The sequence below is a fragment of the Polaribacter marinus genome (assembly GCF_022662535.1).
Classification (GTDB): domain Bacteria; phylum Bacteroidota; class Bacteroidia; order Flavobacteriales; family Flavobacteriaceae; genus Polaribacter; species Polaribacter marinus.
The window spans coordinates 18,768-33,325 of the sequence record NZ_JAKQYM010000016.1; the positions used below are offsets into that span (position 1 = coordinate 18,768).

The window sequence follows — 14,558 nt, forward strand, 5'->3', positions numbered from 1 at the left end:
TTTAATTAATGTATTGGTCTACTGCTTTATCTAATTCGCTACTTACTATTTTTGCATATACTTGTGTGATACCTATATCTGTATGGTCCATTAGTTTTGATACGTGTTCTATTCTCATACCGTTATTTAATGCCCTGGTCGCAAATGTGTGCCTACTAATATGAAAGGTTAAAGAAAAAGGCAATTCTAATTCTTTACCCATTTTAGTTAAATACATACCACTTAATGCGATTGCTCTTTGAACTAATTTTGCTCTATGCTCTCTATTTGTAAAATACTCTTTGTCAATTTTTGCAAATGGAAATATTATATCTCCGTTTTTGCTTTCTTCTGTCTTATACTTCTCTAAAATCCCAATCGCTTTTTGCCCTATTCTAATACTATGCTGTCTTTTAGTTTTGCGAATAACTTTAGTTATTTTTTGCTCTTTAGCGTTGTAGTTATTCCATTTTAATTCGATTACATCGCCAAACCTTAAGCCACCAGAAAAGACTGAAAAAATAAACATATCTTTTATAACTTGTGCTTTAGCTTTATTTGATACTTCTAAATTTATTAATGCTTTAAACTGTTCATCGTTAAGATAACGCTTTGTGCTTTTTGACTTCTTAACATTAAACTTGCTAAATGGAAAGTGATTTAAAGGTATTAGGTCTTCTCTCTGAGCTTCCTTAAACATTAAGTTGAGAATCTTTAAAGAAAAATTTATAGTCGTGTTATTGTTACCTAACGTAGTACTGCAATATCCTGCATAGTTTTTTAATGTTGTAACAGTAATATCATCAAACATTACTTCTCTATGCCCTATAAAGGTTTCAAACTTTTTAAGGTAGTTTTTATAATTATTATAAGTAGATAATGCAAGTGTGTGCTTTTGCTTCTCGCAACGATTATACGAGTACTCAAAGAAATTAACCATAGGCTTACCTTTTATAGCCTCTTTAAGTTTTCTTGCTGATGTAGATTGATTTTTGGTTTCTAAGTCTGCTATTTGCCCTTGTGCATCTGCAACCTTTTGAGATAAGAATTTATTAAGGCGTGCAGAATTACTATGATTTTTCTTTACAGTCTGTTTATCTTCATCCCATTCTGATGGACTGATTTTAAAGCCTAACGAAATAAATTTAGGTTTGCGGTCTTTGATAAGTCTAAGATATAAAGGTGCGTTACCTGCTTTATCTATCTTGTTTTTTCTTAAAATTATTTTAACTGATGCCATAATTCCCCTTTGTATTATAGTGTGCAAGCTGGTGCAATAGAATACTAAGGTACAACAATTGGTACAACAAATAACGCATTTACGTGTATTTATTTGCACTTTGTTGCATTGATTTTTTAGTTAAATCCTTTATATATAGTCTTTTTAAAGCATTGTAGATTATACAGGTACAACAATTAGACAACACCGTGTATAATTAATTGCTTGGTTCACTGCCGACTTACGAACATTCCTGCGGAATATTCTATCTGTGATTTATTTGCTAAATTAGGTGCTTAACCACGCAACTAACCATACACAATTCCGTTGTGGCTAATACGAGAACGAACTCAAAATTGAAATTAATGGGAAAAATTATTTATTACGTAGCAAGTTCACTAGACGGATTTATCGCAGGAAAAAATGACGATATAAGTCAATTTATACTTCAAGGAAAAGGAGTTGAAAAATATCAATCTGACCTCGCAAAATTTAAAACCGTAATAATGGGTAGAAGGACTTATGAGTTTGGATTTCAATATGGTCTTGAACCAGGACAACCTGCATATCCAAATATGGAACATTATATTTTTTCTAATTCAATGGAAATAAAAAATTTAGCGGAATCTGTTCATATCGAAAAAATAACAATTGACAAAGTGAAAGAAATTAAAGCAAATTCTGAAACGAATATATATTTATGTGGTGGTGGAGAATTTGCAGGTTGGCTACTTGAAAATGGACTTATTGACCAACTAAAACTGAAATTAAATCCAATAGTTTTGGGAGATGGAATCAGAATATTTGGTAACTCAAAAAACTTTGCGAAATGGAATTTAATCGAAAATGAATCTTTTAAAGATGGTCTTCAAATTTTAACTTATGAACGAAAATAATAAAGTACTAGCCACAACACTGTATATAATTTATTGCTTGGTTCTTGCCTACTTACGAAAATCCTTGCGGATTTTCTATTCAGTTTTTATTTGTTAACTTAGTTGCTTAACCCGCAACAAACCATATACAAACACGTTGCCCACAATTTGAAAAAACATCATCGAAACATATTAACCTTTATTTTATTTATGGGATTTTTAAGTAAAATCTTCGGACAATCTGAACCGAAAAATGAATACCAACCTGATTGGACATTTTACTTTTCGAATGTAAATGACAAATTAAGTTCAATTGCAACCGATTTGAATTTAATGAATGTTGCACCAATAAAAGGACAAGAAAATGTAGTTTATGTTTCAATCAAAATGCCTAATCCGAAAGATAACGGCTTATCGAGCAACGAAGATGCGGATGAATTATGGAAAATTGAAGACGTAATAATAAACGGATTTGACAAAAACAATCTGAATTACACTTTTGCTGGTCGACTGACTTCTAATGGATTTCGAGATTTGTACTTTTTTGGAGAAAACACAATTTTAATGGAAAAAGAAGTGTCTTCAGCAATGACCCAATTTCCGAATCACAAATTTGACTTTGGACATAACGAAGATAAAAAATGGAGTGGTTATTTTGACTTTCTATATCCTCTGCCAAGACAAATGCAAATAATTCAAAATAGAAGAGTTCTCGAACAATTAGAAAAAGGTGGTGACAAACTAACAAAAGAAAGAGAGGTTTTTCATTGGGTTTATTTTAAAAATCAAAGTAAAATTGACCAATTTGAGAAATTTACAAATGATTTAGGTTTTAAGACAATAAACAAAGCAAAAACAGAACAACCGAACGAATATAAATTTGTTATTCAAATCTCACGGATTGACAAAGTTGGTTATGATGAAATAGATGAATATACCTTGGAATTATGGGAAAAAGCATCTGAATTAAATGGAGATTATGATGGTTGGGAAACATCAATTGAGGAATAAAAACTGTGGGCAACACCGTATAAACTTTATTACTGGTTTTAGCTCACTTTGGAAATTCCTTCGGAATTTCGCCGTTCGTGTTTTATTTACTAAATTCACTGCTGAAACAACGCAACAAAGCTTATACAACAACGTTGTGCAACATTTGAAAAAAACGATGACGTTAATATTAGAAAACACAAAACAAGTTGAATTTCACACGGATTTGTATGAAATAATAGAACCGTTTGAAAAGGAGTTTTCTGAATTAAATTGGCTGTTAACAAATCAAGATTATCGAATTTTAGATTTCGACCAAAAAGGCGGAATTGAAAAACTGAATTTTGAATCGGACAGAATAACTTTTAGCGGAATTGAACTTTTGGAAATCATAAGAAACCGCAAAATTGATTTTATTTGGTGTGTGTTTTGCGGATTTAAAAACGACATTCCTAAACTAAAAAAATCGGAATTGCCTTATGCGGACTTAAACTCTGATATTTGGAATAAACCGAATGAATTTTTAAACGAACAAAGCGAAATTGAAATTATAAGTTTTGACGGAACATCAACAATCTTTAAAACAAAAATTAAGGAAATTGAGAATAAGTTTCGTGAGAAATTTACAGATGCAATTGAATTAAAAAAAACGTTGCACAACAATGTATAACCGCAATTACGGCGGATTCGACTACGTCCGAATCCACTCGGAATTGCTAACGTCAGTGCTTAACCGAAAATTATTAACTTTAATCCCGTAACTGACGGTTATACGAGACCGTTGGCAACAAGCTAAAAATGAAACACCCATTGAACATAATATTTCTGATTTTAACTTTGTTTTCGTGTAAAAACCAATCAAACTCTGAATTAAAAAAAGTAGAATTAAAAGCGGAAATTGTTAAAACTGAAAAAGAGGAATCAAAAGACGTTAATAAACTGAAAACTATTCCAAACGATTTACGAAAATTTGGTGTTTTTGACTTTTTTGACTCTGACGAAATTATGAGAATTTGGAGATTTCCAGAAGGTGGAGCTGTATTTGAGGAATTAATAGAAATAAAACGAAATGGAAAAGAATGGAGTTCTATTCGATATACATATCTACTGGACGAATATATTGAGAAACCTGAATATCAAAAAATTAGAAAAAAACAAACTCTGAAATTAAAGAAAGAACAAATTCTCAAATTTATCAATAAGGAGTTATTGCTAGAAAACATAAAGCCAAATAAAGAAGACCAAATTTGCCTTTGTGATATATATTTAGGAGAATATCGACTTAATAATGAACAAAATTATTTTGAATTCTTTTTAGGAGAAAAAGGAAATAATAATATTTCAAAAGTCAATTTAATGAAATTCCTGGATGAAATAATATCTGAATAAAGCCTGTTGCCAACACCGTGTATAATTAATTGCTTGTTTCTAGCCTACTTACGAATATTCCTGCGGAATATTCTATCTGTGATTTATTTGCTAAATTAGGTGCCAAACCACGCAACTAATCATACACAAAACCGTTGGGCTTCATTTCTCACTCGAACTCAAAAAAATGAAAAAGAAGATAATTATTGCATTTTTTATAATTTTAATTGTTCTAATTGGAATAATCATTTCGAAGTTTAATGAATTTAAGAATGAACCATATCAGAAAACTCCATTCTTTGATTTATTTGTAGCTAAATCTTTTTATAAAAAAGATTTAGAAAGACCTTGGGAAGAATTTTGGGACAATAGTTGGAATAATGTCTCTAAAGAAAATGAAAGACCAATTGAATGGATTTCAAATCCGAAAGATTTTGAAAAATTAGACTCAATATATTTAGGTTTTAAAAATACCACAAAAGAAAAATTCTATTATGTAACCTGGGGAGAACCAAATTCAAGAATCAGAATTAGTTTTAATGTATTTAAAAATGGAAAGATTGATTCTATCCCTTTTGGAGGTTTTGGTTGCGGAACAGGAATATATATTGCTCCTTTAAAAAACGGAGAAATTGCTGGTGGAAAATTTTTGAATCCACTTTTATTCAATCCATTTACGAATCATTATTTACCTTTAAAAAATCGAAAATTCCCTGAATTATTTAAAGAAATATATGGAGACTCAGTAGCAATAAAGTTTGAACAAGCAACTTATAGCTTACCTTGGAATAAATTTCCTTCTCAAATGATAGAATCGAAGGAAATTATAATCTCAACTGAAAAAATTATTGAAAATTGGAAAAAAGGAGATTATAAATTAAGTCCAGAATTTGACAAAGAAAATGAACAAGCTTTTTACATTAAATATAAAGAAGATTATGAATTAAGTTCTATTTATGAAAAAGAAGGAAAAACTAAATAATTGAAAAACGGAAATAAAAAACGAAAGCCCAACACCTTGTATAAAAAATTGCTACTTTTAGCTAAAACAAAAGCTGTAGCATTTTTGTAAACTTCTGAATTTCCGTTGGAAATTCCTAGTTCACAAAAATCGCAACTTTCCATACAAAAACACGTTGTAGCACATTTGATGAAGAAACTGAAAAAAATAGAATTAATAGATAAAATCGGAAGAGAACTTCAAGAAAGAATGAAGTTCAACGAAATAGACGGCTATTTTGAAAGTTACGGAATACCAACTGACCACCAACCGAGTTACAACAGTAAATACGTTTATGTTAAAGAAGTTTTACCAAAAGTAAAAGATGACATTGTATTGGAAATTGCATCTGAATTAGGAATCGAACACGAAGAAGTTTCTGCAATTCCATTTAAAATAAAAGAAAGTGAAGCTACATTTTGGAAACCTGGACATTTTAAACTTTTTGTTAGTCATCTAGCAAGTTTTAAGAAAAAGATTGGAATTCTAAAAGCTGAATTAGAAAAATATGGGATTTCGTCATTTGTAGCACACGAAGACATTGAACCAACAAAACAATGGCAGGACGAAATAGAAAAAGGTTTATTTTCAATGGACGCTTTTTGTGCTGTATTAATGGAAGGTTTTAAAGAAAGTAATTGGACTGACCAAGAAGTTGGAGTTGCTGTTGGTAGAAATGTATTAATTATTCCAATACGTAGAGGTCTTGATCCTTATGGTTTTATTGGGAAATATCAAGGATTTCAAGCAGTTGGAAAAAACGTAGGTCAAGTAGCAGAAGGAATATTTGAAATTATCTCAAGAAACGAAAAGACAAAAGCTAAATACTTGAATACACTTGTAGAATTAATTTTACTTTCAAATACTGCAAATCAAGCAATTGAAAGACTAGAAGCTCTAAAGAAAATTAAAGATTTACCAAAAGAAAAAGTAAAGTATTTAGAAGATAAAATAACAGATAACGAGAATCTGAAAGAAACTAGATTTCTAAATCCTTTTAATGAAATAGCGTGGAAATATAAATTAGATGGTTTGAGTCTAAAATCATTTGAAAAAGCTACAGAAGAGGATTATGATGATTTACCATTTTAAAAAACGTGCTACAACAACGTGTATATTTTATTGCTTTCTTTTAGCCAACTTACGAAAATCCTCGCGGATTTTCTATTCAGTTTTTATTTGCTAAATTTACGCTAAACCAACGCAACAAAGCATACACAAACACGTTACCCAACATTTGAGAAAAATGCGAACTGAAATAAAATATTTAGAACTTAAAAGTGGATTTTCTGGAAATGGTCCAGCTTGGATTGGACTTGTTTCGTTCTCAAAAAGCGGAAAGACAATCTATTTTGATGGAAAAGCTTTTCAGAGAATGGGAAGTGCAAGAATTCAAGGAAACTTTATGGATATTGAATCTGGAAATGAATATTGGATTTCTGGAGTTAAAAAAGATTTATCTGACCGACACAAATTTGGTGGAGGAAAAGTTTTGGTGGAAAAACGGATTTTAAGTGAGTATTTACAAATTATTGGAAAGTCAGAATTACCGAAAACTGACTTTGAACTGACTGAAGTAAATGTTGAGATTCCGATTGAGAGAATTAACGAAATAGAGAACGAGAAATACGAAACGTCTGAATTTGGAGCTGACTTGCATTTTAGAGAACCTAATGAATTAAGTAATGCCGAAATTGAATTTGTAATTGCCGAATTAATTGAAGACGAAAAAAGCGCAAGATTCAATAAAGGAAGAAGATTTACGAAAAAGAAAAGGCTCGAATTCGAAGCTGAATTAGAAAAACGTGAAATAAAAAACGTTGGGTAACACCGTATAAAAATAATTGCGGTTTAGTGCTTAATCAAAGGTCGTTGCGTGTTTGTAACGTCTGATTTTCCTTCGGAAAATCCTCGCATACAAACCCCCAACTATTCTTATACATAAACGTTGCCAAAAATTGCCCAAAAACCAATCAAAACGTTGGAAAAAAAAACAATAAAACTTCTGAATTTAAAATGTTAGACACTCTCTCGCGAGTGAAAATTTTAGTTTTTAATAAAGATTTAAAAAGTTTGAAAACATTTAGATTCTTTAAATAAAGTTTGTAGAATATTCTCTTAAACTCAAAATTTTAAAAGGCGGAGAAATCTCATTTTTCAAGAATAAAAGAAACCACTCAAATGTTGAGTTTCCAATTATTGCGGAATAAAAATCTTTGTGGAATTATCACTCAAATGCTAAATTTGAAAAAACGGAAAGATCTCGTTAATTAAAATTTGAAAAACCACTCAAATGTTGAATTCCCAATATTACGGAATTAAAAATATTGGCGGAATTATCACTCGAACGTTAAATCTCGAAAATAATAACAAAGTCGGAAAAACAAAAAACAACTTTAGGCAACACCTTGTATAAAAAATTGCTAAATTTGGCTTAATCAAAAGTTTGTCCTTTCTTATAAACGCTATTTTTCCTGCGGAAAAATGCCGTTCATTTTAAACGCAAATTTCCATACAAAAACACGTTAGCAAAAACTTGGCTGAATCCCATAGAAAGACATAAGGACTTAAAATCTATCAAGCCAATCTGAAGCTTTATCAAATTCGTGTTTACAAGACTTACATCGATAGCGGAAAATTCTAATATTCCAAAAGGAATTATAATCTTTACAACGAGGACACTTTACCCATACTAATATTCCCATAACAATTTATTTTAAACAAAGATAATATTTTAAACTAAAAATTGCTGAATTGCGCCAAATAAAAGAAAGTTTTTAAAATATAATTTTAGCTTTTTTTTAGTTTATAAATCAGAATTCTGAAAAAAATGGAGCACTCTCTCACAAATTAAACTTTGTAAAGTATGAGGGTTTCCAGATTTTTCCAAAAAAGGAATTAACTCAAACTCTGAAATCAAAATTGCAGGAAAATTATTCGAATATATTTATAAATTTTTCGGAATTCTGAAAAAAGAGAAAAACCAAAATCACGTGATTTTTACTCGGAATTTTAAATTAGTAAATTTGTGAAATTTCGAAAAACATAAATTCGGAATTTTTATTTTTTATGGTTATTAAATAGAAAATGAAATTATAAAAAATGGAAAAAATTAGAAAACGCATTTGCTAACACCGTATAAAAAAAATTGCTATTTTAGTGCTTAATTAAAGACAGTTGCATTTTTGCCAACTTCTGAATTTCATTCTGAAATTCCTCGCTGACAAAAACGCAACTTTTCTTATACAACAACGTTGTAAAACATTTGACCAATGAATCGCCTCATTCTAATTTTTGGTTTTTTTATACTGCTGATTAGTTGTAAATCGACTAAAATAAGCTATGAATCTGAATTTAAAATATCTGATGATTCTGTAAATCTTTATGCGTTTATCGGAAAAAAAATATCTGTATTGGAATTTGACCCAAATGAGAATAACACTGAAGTTGTAACGGATACTGTGTTTGGAAAAGTATTTAAGTCTACACCCTATATTATGGACTATGCATTCAAATGCAAATATAGAATCGAAAAAAATGTGTTTAATGAATTAAAAACGAAAACTATTGATTTTGTAGCTTATGACCATTATGGAATTGCAAAATTTAAAAATTACAAGTACGTAATTTTATATATTTCTCTTGATAAAGAAGATGGAAGTTATTATCACCAAAAATATCAATTTGACCCAGTAGAAAAAACAAAAAACGGAACTTGGCAAGGTTTGAATGGAGAAAGCATTGAAAGTTTATTTAACGATAAAAAAAATGGAGTATTATCTGCTCGTGGTTTGTTTGATAAATAAAAACGTTTTACAACACCGTGTATAATTAATTGCTTGGTCACTGCCTACTTACGAACATTCCTGCGGAATATTCTATCTGTGATTTATTTGCTAACTTAGTTGCTTAACCACGCAACTAATCATACACAAACACGTTGTACACAATTAAAAACCAGAATTATAGAATGAAATTTTATTTAATTGTTATTTTATTTTCAGTATTAATTTCATGTAAATCTGAAAATAATTCGAACGAAAAGAACAATTTAAAAAACAAAAAAGGAAATATTGATTTATATATTACCGGAGAAAAATTTGAAACTAAAAAGTCTGAAAAATTGAATTCAGAAGGAATTGAGCTTTCGAAAAAAAACGAATATAAAAAAGCCGAAAAAATCTTTTTAAACGCTCTGAAAATAGAACCAAATAATTCTATAATTCTGAACAATTTGGGGAATGTCAAAAAGTTTCAAAATGAATATGAAGAGTCTATAAAATATTATGAAAAATCATTACTTGTATCAGATTCATTATATTTAAATTCTGCTCTTAATATTGGAATTGTATCTTATCAAACTGAAAATTATAATAAAAGTTTAAGTTTATTGGAATATGTAATATCTAAAAGTAATAATTTGAAATTAACAGAAATTGCATATTATAATTTAGTGCTTGTTTATCTAAAACAAAACGAATGTGAGAAAGCAAAAACCGAATTGAAAAAATATGAAAAAATATTTAAAGATAAATTTCAATTTGTAAAACAATATGAATATTTAAAGTCTGAAATAAAAAACTGTGTACAACCCCGTGTATAAAAAATTGCTATATTTAGCATAAACTAAAACTTGTTGCTCTTTTGCAAACTTCTGAATTTCCGCTGGAAATTCCTCGTTCACAAAATCGCAACTTTCCATAACACAACAACGTTGGCAAACATAAATGACGGAACCAAATTCAAGATTGAAAGCCTTATTATCACTAATTGATATGTCTCTGGAAAATCAGAGAAGCATCTTAATTGAATTGAACTCTCTTTTAGCAGATTGTACTCAAGACTTATTTGATTTAGGAATTAAATTCGAAAATGCTGGACTTCTTGAAAAGTTATTGATTCAAATAATTAAACATAATTTAAGCATAGCAACTCTTTCAAAAGGCTCATACATCAAAATAAGAGAAAATGAATTGATGATGGATGATTTGACGGCTGTTTACTCTATCGCAAGATTGCAAATTGAAACATTTGTAAATTTGAGTTATCTTTTTTTCTTGGAATTTGAAATATCGCAAGAGTTGAGAATTAGCATTTACAAAATACAAGGACTGAATCAACAAATTTCTTTAACAAGCAAACATTCTAAAAAATTTGAACCAGTTGCAAAAATGAGAAATGAACTCGCTGAAGAACTCAAAAAACTGCGAAATCTATCTGAATTTAAATTAGCATCAAAAAAAGAGAAAACAAAATATACTAAACCTCGTTATGCAAGGCTAAAAAAACCAGATGAAATTTATGATATGATTAAAATAGGTGATTTATCAAAAACACACTCACTGTATTCAAATCATATCCATTCTGAATACATAAGTATCAGACAATTGAATTCCGCTATTCAAAACACTGAACAAATTAGTAATTCTATTTCAACTGTAATAATATTATGTTCAAGAATTACATCATTAGTAATTACGAACTTCACTTCTAAATATGAAATAGAAAACAACTCATTTTCGAAAAAATCAGATATTTTAGGAGAGAAAATAGATGCATTAAACAAAATGTATGGAAAATAAAATACGTTTGCCAACACCGTATATAATTTATTGCTGGCTTCTCGCCTACTTACGAAAGTCCTCGCGGACTTTCTTGGTCGGTAATTATTTACTAAATTAGTTGCTTGAAATACGCAACAAACCATATACAACAACGTTGGCAACAATTAGCGGGAACGCACTCAAAATAAATAATGGAAGAATTTGAACTAAAAGGAGACAACGGAATTATAACTGTTGGAATTGAAAAAACTTTTGGATTCCCGAATGAAACTTGTTTCAAAGGTGGATATGAATGTGTTGCTGGAATTGAAATTAAAGTTGGTTCTTATTTAGTGAAAAGTAGTTTTTATACTTCTACTGGCGAATTATTCAAATTTTATGAAAAACTAAAAATCTGTCAGACCGAACTGAATGGAAATGCGGAATTTGACTCTTATGAGAACAATCTGGAATTGAATGTAAAATATGAAATAGGAAAGATTGAAATTTCCGGAAAATATCAAGAGAATTTAGGAACTGATAATATACTGGAATTTGATTTCAATAGTGACCAATCTTATTTTGAAAAACCTATTGAACAATTAGAACGAATTTTTGACAAATATGGCGGAATGAAAGGAGTGAAAAAATAAAATAACAGTTGCCAACACCGTGTAGTAAAAATTGCTAAATTAGTGTTTAACTAAAAGCTGTTGCATTTTTGCTCACTTCAATTTTCCTACGGAAAATAGCCGTTCACAAAAATCGCAACTTTCATTACACAAACACGTTGGCAATAATATGAAAAGACTATACAGAATAATAATTGGAATTCTATTCTTGGGAATCTATTGGCTATGTGAATATAACTTAATCCATAGTGAATCTGAAAATTACCTCAAAAGTGATATTAATGATTTAAAAGACTCGCTTTTCATCGTCTCAATTCTTATCTCAATTGTTATTGCGTTCTTTATTGTATTTGAAGAAAATCTCGCAGGTGGAAAATGGAAAAAAATTGACCATATCTTCTATATCGGAATTATGTCTTTTCTAATTTTCCCTATGACTGCTTCAATAATATTAACTTCAGGACTTAAACTGAATCGACTTTCAGAAAACGGACAATATAATGAGCCTTTTATTATTTCTGTTAAAGACCTTTACGGCAATAATGACAATTATGTTTGGGGAAGAATCCCAAATAAAACAGAATATGGACAAACAGAAAAAATAAAATTAAACAAAAAAATCTATGACGAAGTCGAAAAAAATCAAGAAATTAAATTGAATTTAAAAAAGGGGGTTTTTGGAATTCCATATGACCCAATCGGAACAAAATAAATACTATTGCCAACACCGTATAAAAACAATTGCGGTTTAGTGCTTAATCAAAGGTCGTTGCGTGTTTGTAACGTCTGATTTTCCTTCGGAAAATCCTCGCATACAAACCCGCAACTATTCTTATACATAAACGTTGGCAAACATTTACCAATCACACCCAAAATAGATATGATTAAATACAAAGTTGAAAAATACGCCAATACTAAATCTGGGGATTTTGTAACTTTTAGAGAAACAATTCCTTCTAAAAAACTGGAGGAATACAAAAAAAATGAATGGAATGTTGTTGAAAAAATAGTGCCTTTTATAACTTGGTGGAATAAATTTTCAACGACTAATAAGATTGCTATTCTTGCCATTTTTACACCGATTTTATTTGGTGGAATTTATTTTCTTGTTGAACAGTATCAGAATAATAAATATGAATCTTTAAACAAAGATTATTATCTACTGAAAAATAAGTTTGAAAATTCTCAATCTGAAAATTCTGAATTAAAGAAATTGAACAAGTATTTAATTGACTCTTTAAGTAAATTGAATAAAAAAGGAGAATCCAAACCCAAATAACACTAATTAGGAATAGTGTTTTATATAATTTTAATTGATTTATATTTTTTGACATTTAATTATAATTTGAATAAATAATTGAATAAAAACGATTTGCCAACACCGTACAAAATTAATTGCTTTATTTAGGCTTACTTACGAAAGTCCTCTCGGACTTTCTTTGTCTGTTATTATTTATTAAATTAGCTGCTTAACCGCCGCAAAAAATCTTGTACAAACACGTTAGCCATAATTAAAGAAAAATGACAGCAGAATTTGAAACTGAAATAGTAAAAACAAAGGGATTCAATAAAATCTTTATGATTGTATTTATCATTCTTTATATGATTTCAGGATTTTACATTTTTATGTATGACAAAGAAAGTCAAAACATATATTTGAAATATTTTGCTCTTGCAATTTATGTATCAGGAATTTATTTTCTATTCGGACAGTCTTTTATCAAACCGAAAAAAATCGGAAAACTAAAAATTTCAACAGAAAGAATTGAATTTAACGAGAACGACGAAAGTAAAAGTGTTACTCTGAATGAACTTGAAAATATTTATCTGAAATATATGGATTATGGAAGTTGGACAACTCACTCGATTTTCGGAAACAAAAACTACTTGACTATAACAGAAAAGTCAGGAAAAAAATATGATTTTGAAATACTGATAAGAAATAAAAATTCAAAAAGTGACCTAAAGAAAATTTTAAATAGTCCAGAGTTTTATGAAAAATTTGATTTTATGACTGATGGAAACTCTCGAACTGAATTTTAAAAAAACTATGGCTAACACCGTATATAATTTATTGCTGGCTTCTCGCCTACTTACGAAAGTCCTCGCGGACTTTCTTGGTCGGTATTTATTTACTAAATTAGGTGCTTAAACCACGCAACAAACCATATACAAACACGTTGTAGGTAAGCTAAAACCGAAATAAATCAATGAAATTCGAACTATGAAAAAAGATTCTTATTCTGGACTTTCTTGGATGACAGAGGAAATAAAAAACGAATTAATTATACGAGATAAAATTGTTGAAAATGAAGATATTGAAAGTCTATTTTCTTTAAAAGACAATTCTGACTTTTCAATTGCATTATTTGAAATCCTTCAAAAAAGGAACGAAAAAGAACCTAATTCTTTAAATGAAATTGAACTGAATTTATTTTTATGTATGAATTTGGAAAATGCAGGTCAAGCAGATAGTATTTTGACTTTTTTACAAGAATGGTTTCCTGAACAGAATGAAAAAGTTATTAAATCGCTGAATGAAATTGGAGCGTCTAAATCATCTGAAATAATAAAAAAAGCTATTGAATTACTTCCTGAAAATGGTACTTGGTTTTTTGAAAGTTCAAACGAAGAATCTGAAAGATTTATGAGTGAATTAGATTCTGAATTTTCTAATTATCCAGATGGTTCAATGAGAAATTTATATCGAAAATATGCCGAAAAAAATAGGAATGAATTATAAAGCCTACCTACAACACCATATATAATTTATTGCTAGCTACTTGCCTACTTACGAAAATCCTCGCGGATTTTCTTGGTCAGTAATTATTTACTAAATTAGGTGCTTAAACCACGCAACAAACCATATATAAACACGTTGTAAAACATTATGAAAAAAATACTAGCATTAATAATAATCTTATGTTCGACAATAACTTTTGGACAAGAAAA

At 29.3% G+C, this 14,558-nt stretch carries 16 protein-coding genes; 15 read left to right on the forward strand and 1 reads right to left on the reverse strand.

All coding sequences use genetic code 11. From position 1 onward, the window contains the following. Position 1: 1 nt before the first annotated feature. On the reverse strand, positions 2-1,219 hold the full coding sequence (locus MC378_RS14340; protein WP_242179463.1) for a site-specific integrase: 1,218 nt from the start codon (positions 1,217-1,219) through the stop codon (positions 2-4). A gap of 344 nt (positions 1,220-1,563) precedes the next feature. Between MC378_RS14340 and MC378_RS14345 the strand changes: the two genes are divergently transcribed. The 15 genes from MC378_RS14345 (at position 1,564) to MC378_RS14415 (ending at position 14,349) form a co-directional block, all read left to right on the forward strand. Beyond that, a complete protein-coding gene (locus tag MC378_RS14345) occupies positions 1,564-2,094 on the forward strand; it encodes a dihydrofolate reductase family protein (protein WP_242179464.1) in 531 nt (176 codons plus the stop codon). 189 nt (positions 2,095-2,283) lie between these two features. After that, positions 2,284-3,084 carry a DUF695 domain-containing protein gene (locus tag MC378_RS14350; RefSeq protein WP_242179465.1) on the forward strand — a complete coding sequence of 267 codons (801 nt, stop codon included), beginning with the start codon at positions 2,284-2,286 and terminating at the stop codon, positions 3,082-3,084. Between the two features lie 157 nt (positions 3,085-3,241). After that, positions 3,242-3,733 carry a hypothetical protein gene (locus tag MC378_RS14355; protein WP_242179466.1) on the forward strand — a complete coding sequence of 164 codons (492 nt, stop codon included), beginning with the start codon at positions 3,242-3,244 and terminating at the stop codon, positions 3,731-3,733. Positions 3,734-3,861: 128 nt separating this feature from the next. Then, positions 3,862-4,452, forward strand: a complete 591-nt coding sequence (locus tag MC378_RS14360) for a hypothetical protein (RefSeq protein ID WP_242179467.1) — start codon at positions 3,862-3,864, stop codon at positions 4,450-4,452. A gap of 166 nt (positions 4,453-4,618) precedes the next feature. Further along, positions 4,619-5,413 carry a hypothetical protein gene (locus MC378_RS14365; protein WP_242179468.1) on the forward strand — a complete coding sequence of 265 codons (795 nt, stop codon included), beginning with the start codon at positions 4,619-4,621 and terminating at the stop codon, positions 5,411-5,413. 168 nt (positions 5,414-5,581) lie between these two features. Further along, on the forward strand, positions 5,582-6,523 hold the full coding sequence (locus tag MC378_RS14370) for a toll/interleukin-1 receptor domain-containing protein (RefSeq protein ID WP_242179469.1): 942 nt from the start codon (positions 5,582-5,584) through the stop codon (positions 6,521-6,523). Positions 6,524-6,677: 154 nt separating this feature from the next. Beyond that, a complete protein-coding gene (locus MC378_RS14375) occupies positions 6,678-7,259 on the forward strand; it encodes a hypothetical protein (protein WP_242179470.1) in 582 nt (193 codons plus the stop codon). A gap of 1,444 nt (positions 7,260-8,703) precedes the next feature. After that, the gene (locus MC378_RS14380) at positions 8,704-9,237 is read left to right on the forward strand and encodes a hypothetical protein (protein WP_242179471.1); all 534 of its coding nucleotides are present in this window, start codon (positions 8,704-8,706) and stop codon (positions 9,235-9,237) included. 317 nt (positions 9,238-9,554) lie between these two features. Continuing rightward, a complete protein-coding gene (locus MC378_RS14385) occupies positions 9,555-10,034 on the forward strand; it encodes a tetratricopeptide repeat protein (RefSeq protein WP_242179472.1) in 480 nt (159 codons plus the stop codon). 145 nt (positions 10,035-10,179) lie between these two features. Further along, positions 10,180-11,013: a hypothetical protein gene (locus MC378_RS14390; protein WP_242179473.1), complete on the forward strand. Its 834-nt coding sequence runs from the start codon at positions 10,180-10,182 to the stop codon at positions 11,011-11,013. Positions 11,014-11,186: 173 nt separating this feature from the next. Beyond that, positions 11,187-11,627, forward strand: a complete 441-nt coding sequence (locus MC378_RS14395; protein WP_242179474.1) for a WapI family immunity protein — start codon at positions 11,187-11,189, stop codon at positions 11,625-11,627. A gap of 148 nt (positions 11,628-11,775) precedes the next feature. After that, on the forward strand, positions 11,776-12,318 hold the full coding sequence (locus MC378_RS14400; RefSeq protein WP_242179475.1) for a hypothetical protein: 543 nt from the start codon (positions 11,776-11,778) through the stop codon (positions 12,316-12,318). Positions 12,319-12,486: 168 nt separating this feature from the next. Further along, the gene (locus MC378_RS14405) at positions 12,487-12,885 is read left to right on the forward strand and encodes a hypothetical protein (RefSeq protein ID WP_242179476.1); all 399 of its coding nucleotides are present in this window, start codon (positions 12,487-12,489) and stop codon (positions 12,883-12,885) included. 242 nt (positions 12,886-13,127) lie between these two features. Continuing rightward, complete coding sequence (locus MC378_RS14410) at positions 13,128-13,649, forward strand: hypothetical protein (protein ID WP_242179477.1); 522 nt, start codon at positions 13,128-13,130, stop codon at positions 13,647-13,649. 181 nt (positions 13,650-13,830) lie between these two features. Then, positions 13,831-14,349, forward strand: coding sequence for a DMP19 family protein (locus MC378_RS14415; RefSeq protein ID WP_242179478.1), 519 nt, complete (start codon positions 13,831-13,833; stop codon positions 14,347-14,349). The last annotated feature ends 209 nt before the right edge of the window (positions 14,350-14,558 follow it).

Bases quoted from the DNA above. Each gene is read 5' to 3' on its own strand.
- MC378_RS14395 (WP_242179474.1), top strand. From the start codon at position 11,187: ATGGAAGAATTTGAACTAAAAGGAGACAACGGAATTATAACTGTTGGA.
- MC378_RS14400 (WP_242179475.1), top strand. From the start codon at position 11,776: ATGAAAAGACTATACAGAATAATAATTGGAATTCTATTCTTGGGAATC.
- MC378_RS14410 (WP_242179477.1), top strand. From the start codon at position 13,128: ATGACAGCAGAATTTGAAACTGAAATAGTAAAAACAAAGGGATTCAAT.
- MC378_RS14345 (WP_242179464.1), top strand. From the start codon at position 1,564: ATGGGAAAAATTATTTATTACGTAGCAAGTTCACTAGACGGATTTATC.
- MC378_RS14415 (WP_242179478.1), top strand. From the start codon at position 13,831: ATGAAAAAAGATTCTTATTCTGGACTTTCTTGGATGACAGAGGAAATA.
- MC378_RS14365 (WP_242179468.1), top strand. From the start codon at position 4,619: ATGAAAAAGAAGATAATTATTGCATTTTTTATAATTTTAATTGTTCTA.
- MC378_RS14405 (WP_242179476.1), top strand. From the start codon at position 12,487: ATGATTAAATACAAAGTTGAAAAATACGCCAATACTAAATCTGGGGAT.
- MC378_RS14350 (WP_242179465.1), top strand. From the start codon at position 2,284: ATGGGATTTTTAAGTAAAATCTTCGGACAATCTGAACCGAAAAATGAA.
- MC378_RS14375 (WP_242179470.1), top strand. From the start codon at position 6,678: ATGCGAACTGAAATAAAATATTTAGAACTTAAAAGTGGATTTTCTGGA.
- MC378_RS14360 (WP_242179467.1), top strand. From the start codon at position 3,862: ATGAAACACCCATTGAACATAATATTTCTGATTTTAACTTTGTTTTCG.
- MC378_RS14355 (WP_242179466.1), top strand. From the start codon at position 3,242: ATGACGTTAATATTAGAAAACACAAAACAAGTTGAATTTCACACGGAT.
- MC378_RS14340 (WP_242179463.1), bottom strand. From the start codon at position 1,219: ATGGCATCAGTTAAAATAATTTTAAGAAAAAACAAGATAGATAAAGCA.
- MC378_RS14370 (WP_242179469.1), top strand. From the start codon at position 5,582: ATGAAGAAACTGAAAAAAATAGAATTAATAGATAAAATCGGAAGAGAA.
- MC378_RS14380 (WP_242179471.1), top strand. From the start codon at position 8,704: ATGAATCGCCTCATTCTAATTTTTGGTTTTTTTATACTGCTGATTAGT.